Origin of the sequence: Pseudomonas beijingensis (assembly GCF_030687295.1) — a bacterium.
In the GTDB taxonomy this organism is placed as follows: domain Bacteria; phylum Pseudomonadota; class Gammaproteobacteria; order Pseudomonadales; family Pseudomonadaceae; genus Aquipseudomonas; species Aquipseudomonas beijingensis.
The window spans coordinates 3,791,761-3,817,616 of the sequence record NZ_CP117425.1 but is presented as its reverse complement, the minus strand read 5'-3'; the positions used below and the strand labels follow the sequence as shown (position 1 = coordinate 3,817,616).

Below are 25,856 nucleotides of genomic sequence, written 5' to 3'. Positions count from 1 at the left end.
CAATCGCCCAGGAGCTTGCGGGTATGGAACTTCATGTTGTCATCAACGGCCGCAAGGACCTGTCGGGCCAGTTGTATCAACAGTTGCGCAGCGCCATCGAAAGCGGTCGCCTGGCCGCTGGCACGCAACTGCCGCCCAGCCGCCTGCTGGCCGAGCAACTGGGGGTCTCGCGCAAGACCGTCTCCGACACCTACGCCCAACTGACCTACGAGAACTTCCTCACCGGCATCATCGGCAAAGGCACCTACGTCAATGCGCGGCCGGCCAAAGTCGTGCGCAAGCAAAGCCACCGCGAGCTGGCCGGCGCCGACGTCGTCGAGGCCTGGCGCACCATGCCGGACCTGATGCGCCATCCCACCCTCGAAGGTGCGTTGCGCTACGACTTCATCGGCGGCGCCACTGGCAAGGGCCAGTTTCCGCTGGACGACTGGCGGCGCTGCACTGCCCACGCTCTGCGCCAGATCGCCAGCGCCAAGGGCTTCTACAGCCAGCCCGAAGGCCTGCCGTCGCTGCGCAATGCCATTGCCCGGCACATCGCGTTTTCTCGCGGGGTCAATTGCCAGGATGAAGACGTGGTGGTGTGCAACGGCGCGCAACAGGCCCTGGACCTGATTTCGCGGGTATTGACCCGTCCCGGCAGCCTGGTGGCCATGGAAGATCCGGGTTACCCGCCGGCGCGCTTGCTGTTCGGCTCCCAGGGCGCCACGGTGGCTGGGGTGCCGGTGGACGAGCACGGCATGCGGGTGGACCTTATCCCCGACGGCACGCGGTTGATTTATGTGACGCCCTCCCACCAGTTCCCCCTGGGCATGCCCATGAGCCAGGCCCGCCGCGAGGCCTTGCTGGCGCGGGCCTATGAGCTGGGGGCAATCATCATCGAAGACGACTACGACAGCGAATTCCGCTACGAAGGCCGGCCCGCCGATTCGTTGCAGAGCCTGGATGAGCGCGGCATCGTCGCGTACGTCGGCACCTTCTCCAAGACCCTGTTGCCGGAGCTGCGGCTCGGTTACGCAATCCTGCCGCCAGCGATCCTTGAAGCGGTGATCCTGGCCAAGCGCCTCACCGACCAGCACACCTCTACCCTGCCCCAATGGGCACTGGCCAAGTTCATCGCCGAAGGCTGTCTGCTCAAGCACATCCGCCGCTGCCACACCCTGTACGCCGGGCGCCGTGAGCGGATCCTGGCACGCATGGCCGGGGACTTGTCGCCCTGGTTCGAGGCCGTGCCCACCACTGCGGGCTTCCATATGGCGGTGTTGTGCAAGGTGCCGATGGACCTGGCGCTGGTGATCGAGCTGGCGAGAAAAGCCGAGGTCGGGCTCTACAGCCTCGCGGGCTTTTTTAATGATGAGCCTGTGCGGCCGGGCCTGTTCTTCGGTTTCGGTGCGATCGAAACCCTGGACATCGACATCGCCCTCGACCGTTTGCGCGACATTCTGCAGCAGGTGGCCTGAGGATTGGACTGGGCATTTATCCGCCCATTGGCTGTTTGAGCCTTGCATCGCCAGGCCTATCCTGCACGGGTGTCATTGCGAGTAAACACCCCCGTCCGACTTGATTCAGGAGCCTGAAACAATGTCTCGCCAAGTGATCAATACCGTACAGGTGCAAGCCGCCGCCGGTCGCTCGGAAGAACTGGGCCGGCAATTGCAGCAAATCGTCGAGACCCTGCGCGCGCTCCCAGGCTGCGATGCCTATCTGGTCGACCGTTGCCCGGACGATGGCGACCGCTGGAACGTCAGCGCCCGCTGGCAATCGGCGCCCGCTGGCAATCGGAAGCGGCCATGCAAGCCCACTTCAATTGCCCTGAAGTGCAAGGCTTCATCAGCCTGATCGACAACCGTCTGGCCCGAAGCGTGGATTTCAATAGTTTTCCGATTGTCTGAGGCCCACAACTTCATCCCTGCCTAGCCAAGTTGTGGCGAGGGGATTTATCCCCGCTGGGCTGCGCAGCAGCCCCAAAATCTTCGTATCGGCGACGGATCTGGCGAGTGCTGCGCACTCGAGCGGGGATAAATCCCCTCGCCACAAAAGCGCTCACCAGCCAATAGCCTCATCGGCCCAGCCCATTGGTCTACCCACCTTCCGAAAGATTGGACGTTTGCTTGCGCCACCCTGGGGCTTAGGGTGAACCCATCGTCGCGACAGCGCGAAATCACTCGAAACCACACAGGCCTTACCCCCATGAAAACCCTCTGTCTGTTCGCCGCCCTCAGCCTGCTGCCCATGACCCAAGCCTACGCCCACGAAGCCGCGCCGTCGGAGAAGGTCACGGTGTTGCAGGAGCAAATGCTGAAAAACGTTCCAGGCAAAAAAGCCATGATGCTGACCGTCAACTATGCCCCCGGCCAAGCGTCCATTGCCCACAAACACGAAGGCACGGCCATGGCCTATGTGCTGGAAGGCGCCATCACCTCCCAGGTCAAGGGCGAGCCGGCGAAGACCTACAAGGCCGGGGAGTTCTGGTATGAAGCGGCGGGGTCCGAGCACCTGGTGTCGAAAAACGCCAGCGCGAGCCAACCGGCGAAATTGCTGGTGTTCATGGTGATGGGAGAGGATGAGGCGGTGTTGATTCCGCTGAAAAACTGACCCGCCGAGACGTAGTCCCCCTGTGGGAGCGAGCTTGCTCGCGATGGCGGTGGATCAGTCAAGTTCAATGTCGCTGACCCACCGCTATCGCGAGCAAGCTCGCTCCCACAGAGGCCACAGTGAATCTTTAAATCAAAAAAAGCCCCGCATCTCTCAATGCGGGGCTTTTTCATTCAACGCCGGATCAGTTGGCCGTTACGACCGCCTGACCACTCATTGCCAGGTCCAGCAATTCGCGGTTGGCGACCGCGTACATGGCGTAGTCGGTGCCGCTGGCGGCACGGATGTCCACCAGCATCGCGCGCCAGCGCTCGACCATGCTGTGATGCTGCTCCAGCCACAGCGCCAGGCGGGTTTCCACTTCCTGACTACCGTCACCCTCCTGCAGGACCGAGATGGTGATCGCCCGTTGCTGCCAGTCGACGTCATCGCGGAACGCTTCGCGGGCCAGGGCCTGCCAGTTGTTTTCCACCGGCAGAGCGCTGATCTGTTGCAGGTACCAGGTGATATCCAGGGCGCTGCCCACGGCGAAGTAAGCCTTGGCCACATCGGCGGCGTTCTGGCCGGTGACGTCGGACGCCTCGATGATCGGCAACAAGGTGTACAAGTGCGTGGTGCCGGCAACCATGCGCGCCAGCAGCTCTGGCACGCCGGCCGCGACGTAAGCCTGGTAGCGGGTCTGCCAGCCTTCGCGGGTCGGGCCTTCCAGCAGTTCGTCGAGCTTGAGGCCCAACGCCGCCAGGTGCGGACCGAAGTGCGCGACGTCACGGGCAGCGTTCTGCTCGTTGCGGCGGCTGCGCAGGAACCAGCGCGTGGCGCGACGGCCCAGGCGCATCAGCTCGTCCATCAGCTCCAGTTGCACGTCGGCCGAGACCTGGTGGTCCAGGGCTTCAATCTGACGGAACCAGTGCGGGAGGTGGAAGATGTCACGCACGATCACATAAGCGCCAGCCACGTTTGCCGGGCTCATGCCCGTAGACTCTTTCAACCGCTGGACGAAGGTGATGCCCATGTGGTTGACCAGGTCGTTGGCGATCTGGGTGCTGACGATCTCGCGTTTCAGGCGATGGCGACGCATGGCCTCGGAGAACTTGCTCACCAGCGTCGGCGGGAACGCGGTTTCCATGTCACGGGTCAGGTAATCGTCGTCCGGTACCAGGGAGTTGAGCAGCGCTTCCTTGAGGTCGATCTTGCTGTAGGAGATCAGCACCGACAGTTCGGCACGGGTCAGGCCATGGCCCGCCGCGACACGTTCGGCCAGTTGCTCTTCAGTCGGCAGGAACTCGATGGCGCGGTCCAGCTTGCCCCGGGCTTCCAGATCGTTCATCAGGCGCTTGTATTCGGCGATCCGCACAAAGGCGCGGCGTGCCGCCAGGGACAGGGCCTGGGTCTGCTTGTAGTTGTTGCCCAACACCAGGCCACCAACTTCGTCGGTCATGCTCGCCAGCAACTGGTTGCGTTGCTTGTCGGTCATGTCGCCGGCCTGCACCACTTCGTTGAGCAGGATCTTGATGTTCACTTCGTGGTCGGAGCAGTCCACACCACCGGCGTTGTCGATGAAGTCAGTGTTGGAACCGCCGCCATTGAGGCCGAACTCGACGCGACCCAGTTGGGTCATGCCCAGGTTGCCGCCCTCGCCCACGACCTTGCAGCGCAGTTCGTTGCCGTTCACCCGCAGCGCATCGTTGGCCTTGTCGCCGACATCGGCGTGGCTTTCGGTGCTGGCCTTGACGTAAGTACCGATACCGCCGTTCCACAACAGGTCCACCGGCGCCTTGAGCAAGGCGTTGAGCAGTTCGGTCGGGGTCAGTTTGTCGGCCTTGATGTCGAAGCGCTCTTTCATCTGTGGCGAGATGGCGATGCTTTTCGCGCTGCGCGAGAAGATACCGCCACCTTCGGACATGATGCTGGCGTCGTAGTCGGTCCAGGCCGAACGCGGCAGGTCGAACAGGCGCTTGCGCTCGGCAAAGCTGCTGGCAGGCTCCCGGGTTCGGGTCGATGAAGATGTGCAGGTGGTTGAAGGCCGCGACCAGTTGCAGCTTGTCGGACATCAACAAGCCGTTGCCGAACACGTCGCCGGCCATGTCGCCGACCCCCACCACGGTGATGCTGTCTTCCTGGACATTGATGCCGCGCTCGCGGAAGTGACGCTGAACGCCGACCCACGCACCCTTGGCGGTGATGCCCATTTTCTTGTGGTCGTAGCCGGCCGAACCGCCGGAGGCGAACGCATCGCCCAGCCAGAAGCCGTAGTCGATGGCGATGCCGTTGGCGATGTCGGAGAAGGTTGCAGTGCCCTTGTCCGCCGCGACCACCAGGTACGGGTCATCGTCGTCATGCCGCACGACGTTGGCCGGTGGAACCAGCGCGCCGTCCTTGAGGTTGTCGGTGATGTCCAACAGACCCGAGATGAAGATGCGGTAGCAGGCGATGCCCTCGGCCGCGATCTCGTCCCCGGCTGCCGCCCAGCGGCAGGCGACGTGGCAGGAAACCACCCTTGGCGCCTACCGGCACGATCACCGAGTTCTTCACTTGCTGGGCTTTTACCAGGCCCAGCACTTCGGTGCGGTAGTCTTCTTCACGGTCGGACCAGCGCAGGCCACCGCGAGCAACGTTGCCGAAGCGCAGGTGCACGCCTTCGACCCGTGGCGAGTAGACGAAGATCTCGAACTTGGGCACCGGTTTCGGCAGTTCCGGGATCAGGTGCGGGTTGAACTTGAAGCTGAAGTAGGACTTGTTCTGGCCGTTGGCGTCGGTCTGGTAGAAGTTGGTCCGCAGGGTGGCCTTGATCAGGTCCAGGTAGCGACGCAGGATACGGTCTTCGTTGAGCACCTGGACGTCGTCCAAGGCCGAGAGGATCGCTTGCTCCAGACGCAGTTGCTTGTCTTCCAGGTCATCGCCACTGAGCTTGCGCGCCAGGTAGAAGCGGGTCTTGAACAACCGGGTCAGCTCGCGAGCGATGTCGGTGTGGTTGTTCAGGGTGCTGGCGATGTAACCCAGGTCGAAGCCCAGGCGGATCTGCTTCAGGTAACGGGCATAGGCACGCAACAGCGCCACGTCACGCCATGGCAGGCCGGCGGTCAGCACCAGGCGGTTGAACGCATCGTTCTCGGCATCGCCACGCACGATGTGGACGAAGGCGTCCTGCAAGGTGTCGTTGAGTTGCTGGATGTCCAGGTCCAGGCCTTCGGCGGCGGTGAAGGCGAAATCATGAATCCAGAACTCGCGGCCGTTGGTGTGGCGCAGGCGGTACGGGAATTCGCCCAGCACGCGCAGGCCGAGGTTTTCCAGGATCGGCAGCACGTCGGACAGCGCCAGCGGCGTGTCGGCGTGATACAGCTTGCAGTGCAGCTCGCGCTGGCCGGAGACCTGGCCCAGTGGCTGGTAGAAGCTCATGACCAGCGGGTTCTTTTCGTTCAGGCTCAGCAGGTGCTGCATGTCGACCACGGCCGAATGCGCGGCAAAGCGCTCGCGGTAGCCGGCCGGGAAGCCTTTGGGGAAATCCGACAGCACGTTGGTGCCTTGGGCTTCGCCGAAGCTCTCGATGACCAGGCTGGCGTAGTCGTCCTTCCAGCTGCGGCAAGCCTGCACGACTTCTTTTTCCAGCAGCAACGGGTCGATGTCGAGGCGGTTCTTCGGATCCACCCGCAGGATCAACTGCACACGGGCCAGTACGGATTCGGAGAAGAAGGTCCAGAACTCGCAGTCCGAAGCCTTCAGGCGATCCATCAGCACTTGCTGGATCTTCTGGCGCACTTCGGTGGAATAGATGTCACGTGGCACGTAGGCCAGGCAGTAGCAGAAACGGCCATACGGGTCTTTGCGCAGGAACACGCGGATCTTGTTGCGTTCCTGGATCTGCACGATGGACATGACGGTGCTGAACAGCTCGTCCACCGGGGTCTGGAACAGGTCGTCACGGGGCAGCACTTCGACCACCTGGGCCAGCTCCTTGCCCAGATGCGCCTTGGCCTGGAAGCCCGAGCGACGCTCGATTTCCGCAACCTTGCGGCGGATATATGGGATGACCCGCACGCTCTCGCCATACACCGAAGAGGTGTACAGGCCCATGAAGCGGCATTCCTTGATGACCTTGCCGTTGGCGTCGATCTCGCGGATCGACACGTAGTCCGGGTAGGCCGGACGGTGTACGCGGCTCGGGTGCGCGGCCTTGGCGAACGACAGCAGGGTCGGTTCGCGCAGGTAGGCGACGGCGTAGTCTTCGATGCGCAGGTCTTCGGCGGTCAGGCCGGCGCGCAGCAATTTGGTCAGGCCGAGGAACGACTCGGGGTTGTACTCGATGTGACCGCCGTCGGCCTCATCGCGTACCACGAACTCTTCGTAGCCCAGGAAGGTGAAGTGGTTGCCCACCAGCCATTCCAGGAAACTCTTGATCTCGCTCTTTTCATCAGCGTCGATGGCGTAGGCGCTGCTGTCCAGGCTGTCGAGAATTTCCTGGACCTTGGCTTTCATCGGTTCGAAATCCGCCACGGCCACGCGCACTTCGCCCAGCACTTGCTCAAGTTCCTTGCTCAGGACGTTGAGTTCGGCGGCGTTGGCGCAGCGGTCGATCTCCAGGTACATCAACGACTCTTGCAGGATATCGTCGCCCTGGGTGCCTTTTGGCAGGATTTCCAGCAATTCGCCCTTGCTGCCGCGACGCACGCTCAGCACGGTGGTTTGCAGGGTATGGATGCTGTAGCCGCGACGGTTCAGCTCGGTGCGGACCGAGTCCACCAGGAACGGCAGGTCGTGATGCAGCACTTCCACGGCCGTGTGGGTCGACTGCCAGCCGTGGCGTTCGTAATCGGGGTTGTAGACGCGCACCTGCGGTTGCGTGTGATCGAAGCGCTCAAGCAGGCGCCAGGCAGACAGGGTGCAGCCGGCGAGGTCGGACAACCGGCGCTGGGTAAGTTCATCGAGGGAAATGATGCCGAAGAATTGTTCAGCGAACAGCGCCACTTGTGGCAGTGCCTGTTCACTGATGTGCTGCGCCAGTGCCGCTTGCAGTTGGTGCTGGAAGTCGGCTTTGCTGGCTGCGGTGAAGAACGCCATCTGTGGTACTCCGCTTGGGCTTGTTATTGATTGAAGCGTCGCGTGCAACCCCTGCGGGGCTGTCGGCCATCCCGTTCCTGATTCTCGGGCAGAGGAAACAGGATGACAGGTGGGTGAAGCTGGACAGGACCCGCAGGTCACATCCTTTTCCATGTAATTTTCCTGTCATGGACACCTGCAAAAACCACCCAGGGGTGGCCTTGGCGGGTGCACATCCGTTGCGCAGCTTAACGAGTGCGACAACCTGCCTGCTTGCAGCGCTGCGACATATTCGGTCATCGGCTAGCTAAACAGCCGGTACGCACCGAACAACCCTAGCAGGCTGGGGACCAAACGGCACCCCGAGGCGGTAAACCAGCAGAAAATCCTTCAGGCTGGCAAAATCCACTTTTCGCACCCCGCAGGTGCACTCGATCCTGGAGCCATCACCATGCAAATGACCACCGCCCTTCTGATTGCCAACCCGTGCGACGACGAAGAAGACAACATGGCCATGCTCTGCTGCCACAGCGCCCAGGGCGAAATGTTCCTGATGACGCGCTACCCCGACGAAGACGAATTGGAAATCGCCCTTGATGGAGAGCCTTCGACATTGGACGGCGTCAAGGTCACCCTCAGCCCTACCCGCCTGCTGATTGAAATTGCCCCGGCGGATGCCGATGCGCTCAACGGCGACGATGTGCTGGAGATCATCCACGACACCGACGCGGCGGACCTGGCGGAAGTGGAACTGACGTTGCAGAACATCCTCAAGGGGACGGGGACCTATATAAGCCAGCTCTGACTCCCAAGGCGACCCCTCGCCACAGGATCAGTGCGCCAGCTGTTATTCGTCTTTCTGCACGAGATTGCCATCGGCGTCATAAACCAGGTACTCGTCATCGTTTTTCGGATCCCTTACGTAGTAACGGGCCTCATTGCCGTTATCCGGCACCTTCATGCTGGTGTAGGACCCCAGTGCCTTGATCACCTTGTTGTCCTGACTGATCAAGACCAGCCCGGAACCACCACCGGCCCGGATGGCCGCGGCGTAACGGGTCTGAAACGCGTTGATCTGGCTGTAATCCAGCGGCACGCGCAGCCTGCCCGCCAGGTCGATGGCACCGTAGCTACCATCCCGTGCGACCACCGCCATGCCGTTGGAAAACGGTGTCACTTCGTCATACGGCAACTTGATGGGTAGCCGCGCGCCCTGGCGATCGATAAACGCGAATTTCCGGCTTTTAGTGTCCTGCACCAGCAGCGGTTGCTGACCCACAAACCGGCCTATCACGTTGTCACCCTGAAGGTTGATCCGTTTACCTTCCAGGTCGAAAACGTCCTGATGACGCCGATCGGGGGCACTGGCGTAGAGCAAACCCTCGCTGTGCTCGATGCCCGAGAATTGCGTCGGCAGGATCTGCTTGCCATCCAGGGTATAGGCACCGTACAGGCCCTCCGTGACATCGGTTCGCTTGCCGAGACGGGCGATGAACAGGTTGTCGGTCACGGTGGGGTTGACGAATTTCATCGGCAACACGAAACGGTGACTCCTGGCATCGTAAAGCCCATATGGGCCGTTGGTTTCACGCTCCACCAACAGCAGGCCATTGCTCAATACCTCGACGATGTGCTCGAACGGCAACTCCACGAGCTTGTTGCTACCGGCGGGGAAATAGGCGAGCTGGCTGCGCAACGCCTGCCACTGCGAGTCCGGGTCGCTGGACTTCTCCGGGGAAAACAACGTGTAGGTATCGGCCATCTGGCTATCTTGCACCTGCACCCAACGGGGCTTGATCAACCACTGGCCGGCCTGATCGATGAAGCCGTAGCGCTCGGCGTTCCGGTCCAGGGCGATGTACCGCGCTTGTTGCGCAAGGACGTTGTCGACCTGGGTGAACGCCACGGAGTTGTCTTCCATCGGATCGAGCACATGGATGACGATACGTTGCGGGGTCGCCTCGAATTGATAATCGACCTCGGTGTTTTTCAACGGTCCCACCTGTGCGGCCAGCGCCTCGGTCAAGCGCTGCAACTGCTGTTGCACCGCCTGACCGGTCTTGAGCTGCTTGAGATCGTCCTTGGTCTGCAGCAACGCCTTGTAATAGTCATGCAACGCCGCGATATCGCCATCGGAGGGGAACGCCCGAGCGTTGTTACCGTTGCTGTAGAGCGCCCTGCCCGCATCATCCAGCCCCTGCACCACGAAGGTCGACGATTTCGGCGTACTCAAGCGCACGGAGGCGCTGCCATCACCCAGGGCGGTGAGCTGGAAGGACTGGCCGTCGTCCAGGGTCACTTTCGGGTGATTCTTGTCCAGCACCACTTTCTTGAACGCCGGGTAGCTGCGGTACGCGACTGTCAGGCCGAGACTCGCCAGCGGTTTGTTCACCGACAGTGCAAAGGCGTCATGGGACGAGATCGTGTCGTCGGACTCTAGCTCAGGCGCGCCCTTGAGTTCGGCGAAGGTTTTTTCGCTGCCATCGCGAAAACGCAGGCGCTGCGGCAGGTATTGCTCGGCCGCCGGCTCATCCGGCGTGGCGGCGCGCTTCCAGAGCGGATCAAGGCTGCTGGTATCGAGCCGCACTTCGGAACCCTCGGCGAACAGCCGCTGGGTAAAACGCAGGCCCTGGATCGACGCCAGTTCAGCTTTCAGTTGCGCACTTGTGAACGGCACAAACAGCGGCTCGTATTGCAGCGGCTGCTCATCGGCAGGCTCGTTCGTCTCGACGGTCAGGCTCAGTTGCACATCACTGACCAACTCCAAGGACCTGAGGCTTTCACCGGCGTCCTGAATCAAGTAATTGAGGCGTTTCTCCACCTCGGGCGGTGCCAGCGTGCCGATGTCTTCCATGCCCCCTTCGTTCAGTTGCTCGGCGGCGAAACCTTCATCGGCCGGCGCGCCGCTGTGGCGAAACAGGTAATAGGACGTAAAGCCCACCACCAACAAGGTCACACTCAGTATCGACAGCAATCTCAAGCGAGGCTGGGTAAAGTTCATGGTGGCTTCGGTAGTCAAAGGGCAGGGAAAGGCAGGCAGCTAACCACACGGCCTTACGCGCTGCAAATCGGCTGGAGGGGTCGGTTCTGATGAGGATCTGTCTGGATCGTCGCCCCTGTGGGACTGAAGCGAACCACCGTCGGTCGTGCCTCTGACACGTCGCCCTTGACGATCGATTGGGTTCTGGTGTTTCCTGAAACCGGTTTCAGAGCCACTAATAAATCCAATAAGCAGGTTTCAATCCGTGACTTCTTTCTCCGCCGCCCAGCGCAACCGCGTGACCATGCTCGACGTCGCCGAACGCGCCGGGGTCTCCAAGGCCAGTGTCTCGCGTTTCATCGGCGAGGACCGCGCCCTGCTCTCCGAGGCCATCGCCCGGCGTATCGAGCAGGCCATCAGTGAGCTGGGATACCGGCCGAACCAGATGGCCCGCGGCCTCAAGCGCGGGCGCACACGCCTGATCGGCATGCTGGTGGCCGATATCCGCAACCCTTATTCGATTGCCGTGATGCATGGCGTGGAAACCGCCTGTCGTCGCCACGGCTACAGCCTGGTGGTGTGCAACACCGACCGCGATGACGAGCAGGAACGCCAGCACCTGGCACTGCTGCGCGCCTACAACATCGAAGGGCTGATCGTAAACACCTTGGGTCACCACCGTGACGAACTGTTCGAACTGCGCAGCGAAATGCCCCTGGTCCTGGTGGATCGCAAGGTCGATCAGCTCGACAGCGACCTGGTCGGGCTGGACAACCCGGCGGCCGTCGAAATGGCCCTTGATCACCTCGAACAACGGGGCTACCGCGACCTGTTGCTGGTGACCGAACCGTTCGATGGCACCAGTTCGCGAATCGAGCGGGTCGGGAGTTTCAACGCCGGCATCCAACGACGCCCTGCCCTGGCCGGCGCCGTGGTGGAAACCTGTGATCAGTTGAAAACGCGCATCAAGACCTTTCTTTCCCAGCCAGGCCATGGCCCCAAGGCGTTGTTCTGCGCCAATGGCATCGCCGCCCTGGCCGCCACGACGGTATTGCGCGAGCTGGGTTGTCACTTGTTCGACGACGTGGGCCTGATCGCCCTCGATGACCTGGATTGGTACCCCCTGGTGGGCAGCGGCATAACAGCCCTGGCCCAACCGACAGCGCAGATCGGCGCCAGCGCGTTCGAGTGCCTGCTCAAGCGCTTGCGCGGTGACAACGGGCCGGTGCGGACCCTGGATTTTGCGGCGCGGTTGATTGAGCGTGGGTCGACGCTTGGGAATGGTCGGTGATGGTGAGGGACCTATCGCGAGCAAGCTCGCTCCCACAGGGATCTTCAGTGCGCCACAGATCCAGTGTGGGAGCGAGCTTGCTCGCGATAAGGCACTGAAGCGCACCACCCTTTTTTTGAACAAAACTGAAACCGGTTTCAGAGGTATAACAACAATGCACAACCCACCCGTCTCCATCAGTCTTTCCAGCTACGGCGCCGACCTGGTGCGGCAGCATGGCCAAGGCCGTTTCATCGACCTGTTGGCCGCTGCCGGTGCCTCACGCATCGAATGGCGCGAAGAATTGCTCACCACCGAACAGCCCACTGAATTGGCCGCCGCTGCCCGGGCCCAGGGGCTGCAAAGTATCTTCTCGTCACCACTGGAACTGTGGCTCGCCGGCCAGTCCAGGCCCAACCCCGCCCTGGCGCTGGCCTTGCAACGCGGCGAGGCGTTCGGTTCGACTTGGCTGAAAGTCTCCCTCGGTCATTTCACCGACTCCAATGACCTGTCGGCACTGGCCCAGGTGCTCGCCGCGAGCCCGGTGCAGTTGCTGGTGGAAAACGACCAGACTTTGCAGGGCGGACGGATAGAACCGTTGCAACGGTTCTTCACGGCCGTGGAGCACCAAGCGCTGACCGTCGCCATGACCTTCGACATTGGCAACTGGCAATGGCAGGACCAATCGGCCGCCGTGGCCGCCCGACAGCTCGGACGGCATGTGGCGTATGTGCACTGCAAGGCCGTGGCCCGGCGCGCCGACGGCAAACTCGTCGCCGTGCCTCCGGGCATGACCGACCTGCACCTGTGGGAACAACTGCTCAAGCACATGCCCCCTGGCGTGATGCGAGCCGCCGAATACCCGCTGCAAGGCGATGACCTGCTGCAATTAACCGCTAGCCATGTCGCCACCCTGTCCCGCCTCGGGCAATCACGCCGGGAGCCTGTCCATGTCTGAATTCGATGTGCTGTCGTTCGGCGAAACCATGGCGATGCTGGTAGCGGATCAGCACGGTGACCTGGCCAGCGTCGACCAGTTTCACAAACGCATCGCCGGAGCCGACAGTAACGTGGCCATTGGGCTTTCGCGGCTGGGCTTCAAGGTGGCGTGGCTGAGCCGGGTCGGCGCCGATTCACTGGGGCGCTTCGTGACACAGACGCTGGAAAACGAAGGCCTGGATTGTCGTCACGTGGCGGTCGACCCGGAGCACCCCACCGGCTTTCAGTTCAAATCTCGTACCGTCGATGGCAGCGACCCGCAAGTCGAGTATTTCCGGCGCGGCTCGGCGGCCAGTCATTTGTCGATCGACTCCATCGCCCCAGCGTTGCTTGAAGCGCGTCACTTGCACGCCACTGGCATCGTCCCGGCGCTGTCGGTCACGGCCCGCGAAATGTCCTTTGAATTGATGAGCCGCGTGCGCGAGGCCGGCCGCAGCCTGTCGTTCGACCCGAACCTGAGGCCGAGCCTATGGCGCAGCGAGGCGATGATGATCACCGAAATCAATCGCCTCGCCGCCCTCGCCCCACTGGGTCTTGCCGGGGCTTGGCGAAGGCCGGCTGCTGACTGGTTTCGACGATCCGGCTGACATCGCCGCGTTCTACTTGGACCAAGGCGCCGAAATCGTCGTGATCAAGCTCGGCGCGGACGGCGCCTATTACCGCACGCCGCAGGACGAAGGCGTCATCGCCGGCGTGCCGGTGGCCCAGGTGGTGGACACCGTGGGCGCCGGGGATGGCTTCGCCGTCGGCCTGATCAGCGCATTGCTCGAAGGCCGCGCCATCCCCGAGGCCGTGCAGCGCGCCAACTGGATTTGGCAGCCGCGCGGTGCAGAGCCGTGGGGATATGGAAGGGTTGCCGACGCGCCTTGAGTTATTGGCTGAATTTGAAACCGTCGACCGCGAGCAAGCTCGCTCCCACATAGGGTCGAGTTAACCCCTGTGGGAGCGAGCTTGCTCGCGATTGAAGCCACCACAAACGCACCTGCTGCAACAAAAACAACAAGCTCAGGAGTCAACGACATGCAAACGCTCAACCTCGCCACCCGCCGCTGGTGGTACATCATGCCCATCGTCTTCATCACCTACAGCCTGGCCTACCTCGACCGTGCCAACTATGGCTTTGCCGCCGCCTCGGGCATGGCCGAAGACCTGATGATCACCCCAGGACTCTCGTCGCTGCTGGGCGCACTGTTTTTCCTCGGCTACTTTTTCTTTCAGGTCCCGGGGGCGATCTACGCGCAAAAGCACAGCGTGAAGAAGCTGATCTTCGTCAGCCTGATCCTCTGGGGTTCGCTGGCCACCCTGACAGGCGTGGTCTCCAACGCTTACTGGCTGATCGTGATCCGCTTCATGCTCGGGGTAGTCGAGGCCGCCGTCATGCCGGCGATGCTGGTGTACCTGTGCCACTGGTTCACCCGGGCCGAACGCTCGCGCGCCAATACCTTCCTGATCCTCGGCAACCCGGTGACCATGCTGTGGATGTCCGTGGTCTCGGGTTACCTGGTGCAGCAATTCGACTGGCGCTGGATGTTCATCATCGAAGGCCTGCCGGCGGTGCTCTGGGCCTTTATCTGGTGGCGCCTGGCCGATGATCGTCCGGCCCAGGCCAAGTGGCTCAGCGACCAGGAAAAACACGACCTGGAAAGTGCCTTGGCGGCCGAACAGGTCGGCATCAAGGCGGTGAAGAACTACGCCGAAGCCTTCCGTTCACCCAAGGTGATCATCCTGGCGTTGCAGTTTTTCTGCTGGAGCATCGGCGTCTACGGGTTTGTGCTGTGGTTGCCGTCGATCCTCAAGGCCGGCTTGCAGATGAACATGGTCGAGGCCGGGTGGCTGTCGTCCTTGCCGTACCTGGCGGCGGTGATCGGCATGCTGGTGGTGTCCTGGGCGTCGGACAAGGCGCGCAGAAGCGCAAGCGTTTTGTCTGGCCGCCGCTGCTGATCGCCTCCATCGCGTTCTACGCCTCTTACCTGCTGGGGGCCGAGCACTTCTGGTGGTCCTATGGTTTGCTGGTGGTCGCCGGCGCTTGCATGTACGCGCCCTACGGTCCGTTCTTCGCCATCGTTCCGGAAATCCTCCCGGCCAACGTCGCTGGCGGCGCCATGGCCTTGATCAACAGCATGGGCGCGCTGGGGTCGTTCGGCGGCTCGTACCTGGTGGGCTACCTCAACGGCACTACCGGCTCCCCTGGCATGTCCTTCCTGTTGATGAGCGGCGCGTTGCTGCTCTCGGTGGTGCTGACCCTCGCCCTCAAGCCCGGCGCCAGCGACCGGGACGTCTCCAACCCCGCGACGCCACACCCGGCGCCCGCCCGTTCCTGAATCGAGACCCATCCCATGAAAAAGCACGTGGTGTTGTACAAAAACGCTGTCACCTCAATTGATGGCTCGCCTGCAAGCCCAGGCCCAAGTCACGCTCATCGAACGCCTGGATGCCCAGGGCCTGGCGCAACTGCGCGACGCCCTCCCCACCGCCCACGGCCTGCTCGGCGCCAGCCTCAAGCTGGATGCGGCGCTGCTGGACCTGGCGCCGAACCTGCAAGCCATCGCCAGCGTCTCGGTTGGAGTCGATAACTACGACATCGACTACCTGACCGAACGCCGAATCCTGCTCAGCAACACCCCCGACGTGCTGACCGAAACCACCGCAGACACCGGTTTCGCCCTGATCCTGGCGACCGCCCGGCGCGTGGTGGAACTGGCCAATCTGGTCCGCGAAGGCGGCTGGCAACAGAGCATCGGCCCCCGGCATTTCGGCACCGACGTCCATGGCAAGACCTTGGGTATCATCGGCATGGGGCGCATCGGCGAAGCCTTGGCCCAACGCGGGCACTTCGGCTTCGGCATGCCAGTGCTCTACCACAGCCATTCGCCCAAGCCTGCGGTCGAGCAACGTTTCAACGCCCGTTATTGCAGCCTCGAAACGCTGCTGCGGCAGGCGGACTTTATCTGCCTGACCCTGCCCTTGACCGCTGAGACTCAAGGGCTGATCGGTGCCCAAGCGTTCGCGCAGATGCGTCCCGAGAGCATCTTCATCAACATCTCCCGAGGCAAGGTGGTGGATGAAACGGCGCTGATCGAGGCCCTGCGCAACAAACAGATCCGTGGCGCGGGGCTGGATGTCTTCGAGCGCGAACCCTTGAATGCCGATTCGCCGCTATTGCAGATGGACAACGTGGTCGCGACGCCGCACATGGGCTCGGCCACCCACGAGACCCGGGAAGCGATGGCGCGCTGTGCGGTGGACAACCTGTTGGCGGCATTGGCGGGGGAGCGGCCGGTTAATCTGGTGAATGCGGGGGCGTGAACGCCGCACTTGCCCCTGAATCTCCGTGGTCAGTCGATTCTTGCAGTAAAAGCGCTGAAGTTCGTTCTGCTTCAGCGGTGTCGTGCCGACAAGCCGGTCCAACGGATCGTAGTGATAACGACAGAGCAGATTATCGCTATACGGGGCCATGGGCTAAGCTCCTGAGGGTCCGTCAAGCAGTGTTCAGTCTCGACGTGGGTTCAACGGCTGTCTACTAGCAGAACTGTTAGGGAGTAGACCATTCAGTTGATTTTTTCAGGGTCGCGCGCGCCTGTGGCGAGGGGGCTTGCCACCTAAATGCGAACCAAACGTCTCGCCCCATAACTTCTCTCGCGGGCATTTCCGCTTTTCCTGCGCAAAGGCCCGATAGTTGCCGATGGGCGTTGGCAGGGACTGCAGTCAAGTGGTTGTTGAATGACATCCAGGCAAAGAACTAACCAAACCGTATGCCTGAGACGATGATGCTGGATGTGCCGGACTCTTCGCGAGCAAGCTCGCTCCCACAATGGAACTGTGGCGTTCCTGGCTCCTGCGTCCGCCGCCAATCCCCTGTGGGAGCTTGCTCGCAAAAGCGGTGGGTCAGGTTGCATTGAAGTTGAAGGTGCCGCGGTCATCGCGAGCAAGCTCGGCTCCCACACTGATCTCGGGTGTTCATGGAATCGGTGTTCACCGCAAGTCTCTGTGGGAGCGGACTTGCTCGCGAAAGCGATATGCCTGGAGCGGCCCGTGGATCTGGCGAATGCGGGGGCATGGATGGTCGGGTCATTCGTCCAAGAGCCGAAGCCATGGAGGCTTTTTGGGCAAGAAAAAGCCCCTGTTGTAGCATGATTGCCCTGCGTGATCTCGTGCCGAATGTATCGACAATCAGTCGACCGGTGGAAGACGCACTCCAAATCTTGGACGGTGCCGTTGCGCTTCCTCTGCGGCGGGTAACGTGCCCGCATCCCTGATTGCTTTCTGAATATTCTCTGGAAGGTCTGCCTTAAATACTCCAGGAAGCAGGTTTTGATTAGCCATCACTGCGAAATGTTCCCTGTTTTGGGCTGCTTTGTATTGATTCTGAAAATTGATAAATGAAGACTCTCTAACGCGAGCCATAACCCAAGCGTGAGAATGATTTTTAACTAAAAAGGCATGATCTGCGGAGGTGAGTTTCGCTTGGCTCAGGTGTTGAAGTAGGAAGGTATCCGGTTTCTTTGGAATAGATTCCTGAAGCGTATTAAGCTGGACAAGGCCATTCACTCGAGATCGAGTGACAGGGTTGGATTCGAAAGCCCTACGAACCCGAACACGATCATTCCTTCGAGTTGGGCCCGCGGGGGCAGCCATTGCAGCTTCAGGTGCGCGCGCAGCCACTACGCGCTGTGACTTTCGCAATCCAAGTTTTCTCCCAATATATTTCAACTTCCCCCAAATTCCCGCATGCCCAGTCGGGTCCATCCGATTCACCGGATCTCCCAAACAATACGCATATCCATTCAACCCGCCTTTACCAAACGGACTCCAACTATCTGGGCTGTTAAAGCGCATCAACACCGGGTTAAACGTCCGATAACCATTACCCAACCAATAATGTCCGGTTAACGGATCCGACCGTTCGCCGTTGAAGCCCAGCAAACTGAGCAAATTACTTTCAACGGGACGATGGCCGTAAGGTGAATAAACGATGGGAAGCTGCTGATAGGGGCTAACTGTTTGCGCTACTGAGCGCTGCTGGTCGGTGGCCAATAATAGAGTATCGCCCTGATGTTCTTGTTGTGCCAGCAGTTGGTCGCCCTGCTGGAAAATCGAACGCCGCACTTGCCCCTGAATCTCCGTGGTCAGTCGATTCTTGCAGTAAAAGCGCTGAAGTTCGTTCTGCTTCAGCGGTGTCGTGCCGACAAGCCGGTCCAACGGATCGTAGTGATAACGACAGAGCAGATTATCGCTATACGGGGCCATGGGCTAAGCTCCTGAGGGTCCGTCAAGCAGTGTTCAGTCTCGACATGGGTTCAACGGCTGTCTACTAGCAGAACTGTTAGGTAATAGATCATCCAGTTGATTTCAGGGTCGCGCGCGCCTGTGGTGAGGGGGCTTGCCACCTAAATGCGAACCAAACGTCTCGCCCCATAACTTCTCTCGCGGGCATTCCCGCTTTTCCTGCGCAAAGGCCCGATAGTTGCCGATGGGCGTTGGCAGGGACTGGTCGATAAGCCAGTAGTCAAGTGGCGGTTGAATGACATCCAGGCAAAGAACTAACCAAACCGTATGCCTGAGACGATGATGCTGGATGTGCCGGCCTCTTCGCGAGCAAGCTCGCTCCCACAATGGAACTGTGGCGTTCCTGGCTCCTGCGTCCGCCGCCAATCCCCTGTGGGAGCTTGCTCGCGATGGCGGTCTGCCTGAGACGACGATGCTGGATGTGCCGACCTCTTCGCGAGCAAGCTCGCTCCCACAATGGATCTGTGGCATTCCTTGATCCTGCGTCCACCGCCAATCCCCTGTGGGAGCGAGCTTGCTCGCGATGGCGGTCTGTCTGAGACGATGCTGCTGGATGTGTCGACCTATTCGCGAGCAAGCCCGCTCCCACAAATGACTCCAAACCGATCACAAATCCGCACACCAGACAAAATCCCGTTAGTCGCCACCCCCTACCATGCATTAAAGTAACGCCCCCAGCCCCGGCGTTATCCGAACGCCTGGGGCCACCCTTTCCAGGAACAGTCACCGATGGAACATCGTGAAGCGCTGCTTGCGCTGCGAACCTTTCTTTCAACGCAGATTCTCGGCCAGGAAAAACTCATCGAGCGCCTGCTCATCGCCCTGCTCGCCGACGGTCATATGCTGGTGGAAGGCGCGCCTGGGCTGGCCAAGACCAAGGCCATCAAAGAGCTGGCCGAGGGCATCGAAGCGCAGTTCCATCGCATCCAGTTCACCCCCGACCTGCTGCCCGCCGACATCACCGGCACGGAAATCTACCGCCCGGAAACCGGTAGCTTCGTGTTCCAGCAAGGGCCGATTTTCCACAACCTGGTGTTGGCGGACGAAATCAACCGCGCCCCGGCCAAGGTCCAGTCGGCCCTGCTCGAAGCCATGGCCGAGCGTCAGGTCAGTGTCGGGCGCAGCACCTATGAACTGTCGCCGCTGTTCCTGGTGATGGCCACGCAGAACCCGATCGAGCAGGAAGGCACCTACCCGCTGCCCGAAGCCCAGCTCGACCGGTTCCTGATGCACGTCAAGATTGGCTTTCCCGATGCTGCCGTGGAACGCCGCATCCTGCAGCAGGCCCGGGGTGAAGCACTGAACGGCGAAACCAAGCCCGAACGCCGCGTGAGCCAGCAGGCGATCTTCTCCGCCCGCAAGGAAATCCTCGGGTTGTACATGGCCGACGCCGTGGAGGAATACCTGGTGCAACTGATCATGGCCACCCGCAACCCGGCCAAGTTCGATCCGGAAATGGCCCGAGTGGATCGCCTACGGCGCCAGTCCGCGGGGTTCCATCGCCCTGGACCGCTGCGCCCGTGCCCATGCCTGGCTGGCCGGACGCGACTTTGTCAGCCCGGAAGATATCCAGGCCGTGCTGTTCGACGTGCTGCGCCATCGCATCATCCTGTCGTTCGAAGCCGAGGCCGCCGGCATCGACCAGGATCGGGTCGTGCAGCGGATTCTCGACGTCGTCGCTGTCGCTTGAGCATGCGTCATGAATAACCCCCCTGGCGCCCGCACCGGGCATCCGCGTCAGCCTTTCGGAGCTGATCGAGATGCGCCATCGCGTGCGCGAGGTGCAACTGTTCTCGACACCGGGCCAGCGCAGCCCGCTGATCGGCTTGCATCACTCCAAGCTGCGCGGGCGCGGGGTGGATTTCGACCAGGTGCGGGTCTATCAGGCCGGCGACGACGTACGCACCATTGACTGGCGCGTCACCGCCCGGACCCAGGAGCCCCACACCAAGCTGTTCCACGAAGAACGGGAGCGGCCGATCTTCATCATGATCGAGCAAAGCCATCGGTTGTTCTTCGGCTCGGGGCTGATGTTCAAATCGGTACTCGCCGCCCAGGCCGCCAGCCTGATCGGCTGGGCCGCGCTGGGGCATAACGACCGGGTCGGCGGCCTGGTGTTCGGCAACAACACCCATTACGAGGTCAAGCCGCGACGCAGCAAACAGAGCCTGTTGCAATTGCTCAACCGGCTGGTGCGGGTCAACCAGTCACTGCACACCGAGGGCGAGCCGGACCGCGACTCGTTCGGCATCGCCCTGCGCCGGGCCCGGGAAGTGCTGCGGCCCGGCAGCCTGGTGATCGTGATTTGCGACGAACGTGCCCTGTCCGACAGCGCCGAGCAGCAACTGAGCCTGCTGTCGCGCCATTGCGACTTGTTGCTGCTGCCGCTGTCAGACCCGCTGGATCACGCCTTGCCCGCCGCGGGCTTGCTGCGTTTCGCCCAGCGCGACGCCCAACTGGAGCTCGATACCCTGAATTTCGAACTGCGCCAGGCCTATCGCGCCCAGGCCGAGGCCCGCCAGGCGCGTTGGGAACTGCTGGCGCAGAAACTGCGAATCCTGATGATGCCCCTGAGCACCCAGGGCGACATGGTCGAGCAGTTGCGTGAATACCTGAACCCCAAGCGGGCCGGGAAAAGCCGATGAGCAGTCTCGATCAATTGCAGCCGCTGATGGCGCCACCGCCCATCGGCTTCTGGCCGCCCGCGCCGGGCTGGTGGTTGCTGCTGGTGATGTTGCCCTTGCTCGGCCTGGGGCTGTGGCAATTGCGCCGGTTCATTCCCGCCAAGCGCATCACCGACCGCAGCGAGCAACCCCTGGACCCGGTGCGCCTGGCCGCCCTGGCCGAACTCGCCCGGCTGCCCAAGCCCTACGACGGCGCCCCGGCCGGTGCCTGGTTGCAGCAACTTAACGGGCTGCTCAAGCGCCTGTGTCGCAACCACTACCCCTACAGCCAGAGCCACACCCTCAACGGGCGCAAATGGCTGGCCTTCCTGGATAACCGTTGCCCGGCCGCCGGCCTGACACGCTGGATGGTACTGGTGGAAGGCGCCTACAAGCCCGAATGCAAGCTCGATGACAAAGCCATCGCCGGCCTGACCCAGGCGGTGGAAATCTGGATCCGCAAACATGTTTGAATTCGCCTGGCCGTGGGTGTTCGCCCTGTTGCCGCTGCCCTGGCTGATGCGCCTGGTGCTGCCGGCGGCCGACAGCGGTGAGCCGGCGCTCAAGGTCAGTTTCCTCGACGACCTGGAAGGCCTGGTGGGCCGTCGGGCCCGGGCCAATCTGCCGACCTGGCGACAACAAGCGCCCTTTATCCTGCTCTGGCTGCTGTTGCTGATCGCCGCCGCCCGGCCGCAGTGGCTGGGAGAACCGCTGCCCATTGCCGCCAGCGGTCGCGACCTGCTGGTGGCGGTGGACGTCTCGGGCTCCATGGACTTTCCCGACATGCAGTGGAAGGACGAAGAGGTCAGCCGCCTCGCGCTGGTCCAGCACATGCTCGGGGATTTTCTCGAAGGCCGCGAAGGTGACCGGGTCGGCCTGATCCTGTTCGGCAGCCAGGCCTATTTGCAGGCACCGCTGACCTTCGACCGCCGCACCGTACGTCGTTGGCTCGACGAGGCGCGCATCGGCATCGCCGGCAAGAACACCGCCATCGGCGATGCCATCGGCCTGGCCCTCAAGCGCCTGCGCCAACGTCCGGCCCACAGTCGTGTGTTGATCCTGGTCACTGATGGTGCCAACAACGGCGGCGAAATCGATCCATTGACCGCCGCGCAACTGGCCGCCGATGAGGGCGTGAAAATCTACCCGATCGGCATCGGTGCCGACCCGGAGCAAAGCGGCACCGCAGGCTTCCTCGGCGTCAACCCGAGCCTGGACCTCGACGAACCGACCCTCAAGGACATTGCCCAGGTCACGGGCGGTCGCTATTTTCGGGCCCAGGATGGTGAGCAATTGCTGGCGATCAAGACCACCCTCGACCAGCTCGAACCGGTGACCCAGCAACCGACCCAGGCGCGCCCTGCCCTGGCGCTGTATCACTGGCCCCTGGCCGTTGCGCTGCTGTTGAGCATGTTGCTGGTGGCCCGGGCGCGCTGGCCGGACAATCCGCTGCAACGCCTGCTCAACCAAGCACTGTTCCGGCCGGCCCAACACACCGAGTGGCGCCAGCGGCTCAAGCGCCTGCGCTTGCGGAGGCGTCGATGATCGCCCTCTGGCCACACTGGCTACGCCCCTGGTTCGTGTTGCTGCTGCCGTTACTGGGCTGGTTGCTCTGGCAACTGTGGCATCGGCAGAAACGCGTGGGACGCTGGCAGATGATCCTGCCGCCAGCCTTTCATGCCGTACTGCTCAGTGGTGGCAGTGGCCGGGAAAGCAGGCTGCCGTGGATTGCCCTGGGCCTGGGCTGGCTGTTGATCGTGCTGGCGTTGCTGGGGCCGAGCTGGGCGCGGGTCGAACAGACCAGCCAGAAACCCGCCGATCCGCTGGTGGTGATACTGGAACTGACCCCGGAAATGCTCGCCACCGATGTCCCGCCCACGCGCTTGGAACAGGCCCGACGCAAGGTGCTGGACCTGTTGCAGAACCGCAGCGATGCCCAGACCGCGATCATCGTCTATGCCGGCAGCGCCCACACGCTGGTGCCGCTGTCCGACGACCTGGCCACCAGCACCAACCTGCTCGAAGCCCTCGCGCCATCGATCATGCCCCAAAGCGGTCATCGCGCCGATCTGGCCGTTCATAAAGCCATGGCCCTGCTGGATCAAGGTGAACTCGGTCACGGTCGGATCCTGCTGATCGGTTCGTCGTTGAACGAACAGGAACGTCAAGGCATCCGCCAGGTCCTGGACGGTTCCGCCACACAATGGCTGATGCTGGGCATCGGTACCCGCGAAGGCGCACCGGTGGCCCAGGCCGATGGCAGTTACCTCAAGGATGCCCAAGGCTCGATCCTGGTGCCGCGCCTGGACAACCCGGGCCTCAAGGCCTTCGCCAACGAACTGGACGGCCGCTACCGACCGGCGCGGCTGGACGACAGCGACCTGCGCGGCCTGGGCCTGCTGGACGGTCCTCGTCACCTGCGCAGTGACGGCCAGACGTTGCGCCTGGACACCTGGGCCGACCAGGGTTATTGGCTGCTCCTGCCGTTGTTGCTGTTGGCCGCCTGCGCCGGGCGTCGAGGCTGGCTGTTCTGCCTGCCGCTGCTGTTCGTCTTGCCGCAAACCGGCCATGCCTTCGAATTCCAGGACCTGTGGTTGCGCCCCGACCAACAGGGCCAGCACTTGCTCAAGCAGAAGCGCCCCGCCGAAGCCGCAGTCCACTTCGAAGACAGCCAATGGCAAGGCGTCGCCCTGTACGAAGCCGGCCAATACGGCGAAGCCGCCCAGCGTTTCGCCGAAGGCAACGACGCCCGTGCCCACTACAATCGTGGCAATGCCCTGGCCCGGAGCGGTGAGCTGGAAGCCGCACTCGATGCCTATGAACAAGCCCTGGAATTACAACCCGACCTGCGCCCGGCCCAGACCAACAAGGCCCTGGTACAGAACCTGCTGAAGGAACAGGCACCACCGACGACGCCAGAGCCCAAGCCTGTCGAAAGCGAGGAAGCGGGCCCTGCCGAGCAAACGCCGGATAGCACTTCGACGAGTCAAACTTCCGAAGCGGGTCAACCTTCCACCGAGGCCACCACGACGTCGGACCAATCCCAGCCTCCACGGACGGCACAAGCGCCCACCGCCCAGGATGTGCCGGGCAGCGAGCTGCCTGACGAGCAGACCACCACGCCGCCGCTGCGTCCCGCCGCCGGCCAGCGCAATGAAGAAGAACAACGCCAGGCCATGGAACAATGGCTGCGCCAGATCCCGGACAATCCCGGCGAGCTGCTCAGGCGTAAATTCTGGTATGAACAGCAAAGCCATCAGGCCCAGGGAAAAACCCCATGACCCGCTTCACCGCCTACCTCCTCGTCTTGCTGCTCTGGGCCTCTGGAACCCAGGCTGCACAGCTGACGGCCAGTGTGGACCGCAGCCGCCTGAACTCCGGGGAAACGGTGGAACTGACCCTGGAATCCAATGACGCCACGTTGTTCGGCAAACCCGACCTGGGCCCGCTCCAGGCCTTGTTCGATGTGCGCGGCACCCGCCAGGTCAACCAGCTGACCACCCTCGACGGCGAGAACCGCGCCACCACCCGCTGGATCGTCACCCTACTGCCGCGTCGAAGCGGCACCGTGGTCATTCCTCCACTGCAACTGGGCGAGGTGAGCAGCCAGCCCATCACCCTGCAAGTCATCGAAAGCGAAACCCGCAATGCCTCGGGGACCTTGGCGCCTGTGTTCATCGAGGCCAGCCTCGACCAGCGCGACGTGTACGTGCAGGCCCAGGCGATCCTGACCCTGCGCATCTACCATTCGGTGTCCCTGTACGACGACAGTAGCCTGACGCCGCTGCACATCCCCGATGCCCGCACCGAACAACTGGGGGAATCGCGCACCTATGAAAAGGTCATCAACGATGTGCGCCACGGCGTGATCGAACTGCGTTATGGCATCTACCCGCAGCGCAGCGGCGAGTTGACGATCCCGGCCCAGACCTTCAGCGCTACCCTGGTCGAACCGGTGACCCAGGACGCCGCACCTTCAGGTCCCAAGCCCGGCCAATTGATGCGGGTCAGTTCCGAGCTACTGCAACTGAGCGTCAAGCCCAAGCCCGCCAGCTACCCGGCCGACGTGCCTTGGTTGCCGGCACGCAGCCTGTCCTTGAGCGAAAGCTGGAGCCCGGAACCGACCCACAGCCAGGTCGGCGACTCCCTGACCCGCAGCCTGACCCTGGAAGCCGAAGGCCTGGCCAGCGCCCAGTTGCCACCGCTGCCAGCCACCGAGATCAATGGCCTGCGGCGTTATCCGGACCAGCCGGTACTCAGCAGCCGCAGCAGTGAACGCGGGTTGGTGGGCAGTCGCGAAGACCGCGAGGCGCTGGTGCCCAACCGCAGCGGCACCATCGAGCTGCCTCCGGTGGAAGTGGTCTGGTGGAACACTCTGGAAGATCATCTGGATCGCACCAGCCTCCCGGCGCGGACCCTGCAAGTGGCGAACAATCCGAGCCTGATGGTCGATACGCCCGCCGGCACGGCGCAGATCGTCACAACCGTCGAGAGCGACAGCCTGTGGTATTGGCAATTGAGCAGCCTGATCCTGGCCTGCACCACGCTGCTCGGCTTTGGCCTGTGGTGGCGAGCCCGCTCGCAGCCCGCCGTCCTGCGCGCGACCCAGGCCGGGCCAAGCCCGCGCACCCTGCTGGATGATCTCAAGCGCACCTGCCTGGCTAACGACCCCCACGCCACTCGCCAGGCCCTGGACGCCTGGGCCCGCCAGCAACCGGAGACCCTGGCCGACATGGCGGCGCGCTTCGTGCCGCTGTCCGACGCCTTGGACGGCCTCAACGGCGCGCTCTACAGCGAGACCGGCCAGCATTGGCAGGGTGAAGACCTGTGGCGGGCCATTCGCACCATCCCGCCCACCGAAGGGGCGCTGGATTCGGCGGGTGATTCGGGATTGCCGCCGCTTTATCCTAAATAAACCGCTCTTTTTTGTAGCTTTGTAGCTTTGTAGCTTTTGAGCTTTTGAGCTTTTGAGCTTTTGAGCTTTTGTGGCGAGGGAGCTTGCTCCCGCTCAATTGCGCAGCAATCGCAAAAC

At 62.3% G+C, this 25,856-nt stretch carries 12 protein-coding genes and 6 pseudogenes; 15 read left to right on the top strand and 3 right to left on the bottom strand.

The window, feature by feature from the left end; translation table 11 throughout:
* The first annotated feature begins 23 nt into the window (after positions 1 to 23).
* From pdxR to PSH84_RS17260, 3 genes and pseudogenes are all read left to right on the top strand, one after another.
* Positions 24 to 1,457: a MocR-like pyridoxine biosynthesis transcription factor PdxR gene (gene pdxR, locus PSH84_RS17270; RefSeq protein WP_305470713.1), complete on the top strand. Its 1,434-nt coding sequence runs from the start codon at positions 24 to 26 to the stop codon at positions 1,455 to 1,457.
* A 121-nt stretch (positions 1,458 to 1,578) separates the two neighbouring features.
* A pseudogene (locus PSH84_RS17265) lies at positions 1,579 to 1,889 on the top strand (putative quinol monooxygenase).
* Between the two features lie 298 nt (positions 1,890 to 2,187).
* A complete protein-coding gene (locus tag PSH84_RS17260; RefSeq protein WP_122566411.1) occupies positions 2,188 to 2,592 on the top strand; it encodes a cupin domain-containing protein in 405 nt (134 codons plus the stop codon).
* Positions 2,593 to 2,776: 184 nt separating this feature from the next.
* Here PSH84_RS17260 and PSH84_RS17255 read toward each other — a convergent pair.
* A pseudogene (locus tag PSH84_RS17255) lies at positions 2,777 to 7,647 on the bottom strand (NAD-glutamate dehydrogenase).
* 430 nt (positions 7,648 to 8,077) lie between these two features.
* On the opposite strand from PSH84_RS17255, the gene PSH84_RS17250 reads away from it, so the two are divergent.
* Positions 8,078 to 8,431: a hypothetical protein gene (locus tag PSH84_RS17250; protein WP_046062747.1), complete on the top strand. Its 354-nt coding sequence runs from the start codon at positions 8,078 to 8,080 to the stop codon at positions 8,429 to 8,431.
* A gap of 42 nt (positions 8,432 to 8,473) precedes the next feature.
* Here PSH84_RS17250 and PSH84_RS17245 read toward each other — a convergent pair whose 3' ends face one another.
* On the bottom strand, positions 8,474 to 10,627 hold the full coding sequence (locus PSH84_RS17245; RefSeq protein ID WP_305470708.1) for a WG repeat-containing protein: 2,154 nt from the start codon (positions 10,625 to 10,627) through the stop codon (positions 8,474 to 8,476).
* A 244-nt stretch (positions 10,628 to 10,871) separates the two neighbouring features.
* Here PSH84_RS17245 and PSH84_RS17240 point away from each other — a divergent pair, with 244 nt between their 5' ends.
* From PSH84_RS17240 to PSH84_RS17220, 5 genes and pseudogenes are all read left to right on the top strand, one after another.
* Positions 10,872 to 11,897 (top strand): LacI family DNA-binding transcriptional regulator, encoded by a 1,026-nt coding sequence (locus PSH84_RS17240; protein WP_305470706.1) that lies wholly within the window; start codon positions 10,872 to 10,874, stop codon positions 11,895 to 11,897.
* A gap of 154 nt (positions 11,898 to 12,051) precedes the next feature.
* Positions 12,052 to 12,834: a sugar phosphate isomerase/epimerase family protein gene (locus tag PSH84_RS17235; protein WP_122566407.1), complete on the top strand. Its 783-nt coding sequence runs from the start codon at positions 12,052 to 12,054 to the stop codon at positions 12,832 to 12,834.
* Positions 12,827 to 13,809 (top strand): annotated as a pseudogene (locus PSH84_RS17230) (sugar kinase). The gene PSH84_RS17235 and the pseudogene PSH84_RS17230 overlap by 8 nt, the downstream one beginning before the upstream one ends.
* 86 nt (positions 13,810 to 13,895) lie before the next feature.
* Positions 13,896 to 15,196, top strand: a pseudogene (locus PSH84_RS17225) (MFS transporter).
* A 15-nt stretch (positions 15,197 to 15,211) separates the two neighbouring features.
* A pseudogene (locus PSH84_RS17220) lies at positions 15,212 to 16,181 on the top strand (2-hydroxyacid dehydrogenase).
* An 864-nt stretch (positions 16,182 to 17,045) separates the two neighbouring features.
* On the opposite strand, the gene PSH84_RS17215 reads toward PSH84_RS17220, so the two are convergent.
* Complete coding sequence (locus tag PSH84_RS17215; protein WP_305470700.1) at positions 17,046 to 18,122, bottom strand: RHS repeat-associated core domain-containing protein; 1,077 nt, start codon at positions 18,120 to 18,122, stop codon at positions 17,046 to 17,048.
* A gap of 768 nt (positions 18,123 to 18,890) precedes the next feature.
* Between PSH84_RS17215 and PSH84_RS17210 the strand changes: the two are divergent.
* The 6 genes and pseudogenes from PSH84_RS17210 (at position 18,891) to PSH84_RS17185 (ending at position 25,739) form a co-directional block, all read left to right on the top strand.
* Positions 18,891 to 19,851 (top strand): annotated as a pseudogene (locus PSH84_RS17210) (AAA family ATPase).
* 70 nt (positions 19,852 to 19,921) lie between these two features.
* Positions 19,922 to 20,806 carry a DUF58 domain-containing protein gene (locus PSH84_RS17205; protein WP_305481431.1) on the top strand — a complete coding sequence of 295 codons (885 nt, stop codon included), beginning with the start codon at positions 19,922 to 19,924 and terminating at the stop codon, positions 20,804 to 20,806.
* Positions 20,803 to 21,297 carry a DUF4381 domain-containing protein gene (locus PSH84_RS17200; RefSeq protein ID WP_122566400.1) on the top strand — a complete coding sequence of 165 codons (495 nt, stop codon included), beginning with the start codon at positions 20,803 to 20,805 and terminating at the stop codon, positions 21,295 to 21,297. Before PSH84_RS17205 ends, PSH84_RS17200 begins: the two co-directional genes overlap by 4 nt.
* Positions 21,290 to 22,369 carry a vWA domain-containing protein gene (locus tag PSH84_RS17195; RefSeq protein WP_122566399.1) on the top strand — a complete coding sequence of 360 codons (1,080 nt, stop codon included), beginning with the start codon at positions 21,290 to 21,292 and terminating at the stop codon, positions 22,367 to 22,369. The genes PSH84_RS17200 and PSH84_RS17195 overlap by 8 nt, the downstream gene beginning before the upstream one ends.
* A complete protein-coding gene (locus PSH84_RS17190) occupies positions 22,366 to 24,105 on the top strand; it encodes a tetratricopeptide repeat protein (RefSeq protein WP_305481430.1) in 1,740 nt (579 codons plus the stop codon). The genes PSH84_RS17195 and PSH84_RS17190 overlap by 4 nt, the downstream gene beginning before the upstream one ends.
* Positions 24,102 to 25,739, top strand: a complete 1,638-nt coding sequence (locus PSH84_RS17185; protein ID WP_305470691.1) for a BatD family protein — start codon at positions 24,102 to 24,104, stop codon at positions 25,737 to 25,739. Before PSH84_RS17190 ends, PSH84_RS17185 begins: the two co-directional genes overlap by 4 nt.
* Positions 25,740 to 25,856 lie beyond the last annotated feature (117 nt).

Coding starts and splice junctions, on each gene's coding strand:
- pdxR (WP_305470713.1), top strand. CDS start 24: ATGGAACTTCATGTTGTCATCAACGGCCGCAAGGACCTGTCGGGCCAG.
- PSH84_RS17260 (WP_122566411.1), top strand. CDS start 2,188: ATGAAAACCCTCTGTCTGTTCGCCGCCCTCAGCCTGCTGCCCATGACC.
- PSH84_RS17250 (WP_046062747.1), top strand. CDS start 8,078: ATGCAAATGACCACCGCCCTTCTGATTGCCAACCCGTGCGACGACGAA.
- PSH84_RS17245 (WP_305470708.1), bottom strand. CDS start 10,627: ATGAACTTTACCCAGCCTCGCTTGAGATTGCTGTCGATACTGAGTGTG.
- PSH84_RS17235 (WP_122566407.1), top strand. CDS start 12,052: ATGCACAACCCACCCGTCTCCATCAGTCTTTCCAGCTACGGCGCCGAC.
- PSH84_RS17215 (WP_305470700.1), bottom strand. CDS start 18,122: ATGGCCCCGTATAGCGATAATCTGCTCTGTCGTTATCACTACGATCCG.
- PSH84_RS17205 (WP_305481431.1), top strand. CDS start 19,922: ATGCGCCATCGCGTGCGCGAGGTGCAACTGTTCTCGACACCGGGCCAG.
- PSH84_RS17200 (WP_122566400.1), top strand. CDS start 20,803: ATGAGCAGTCTCGATCAATTGCAGCCGCTGATGGCGCCACCGCCCATC.
- PSH84_RS17195 (WP_122566399.1), top strand. CDS start 21,290: ATGTTTGAATTCGCCTGGCCGTGGGTGTTCGCCCTGTTGCCGCTGCCC.
- PSH84_RS17190 (WP_305481430.1), top strand. CDS start 22,366: ATGATCGCCCTCTGGCCACACTGGCTACGCCCCTGGTTCGTGTTGCTG.
- PSH84_RS17185 (WP_305470691.1), top strand. CDS start 24,102: ATGACCCGCTTCACCGCCTACCTCCTCGTCTTGCTGCTCTGGGCCTCT.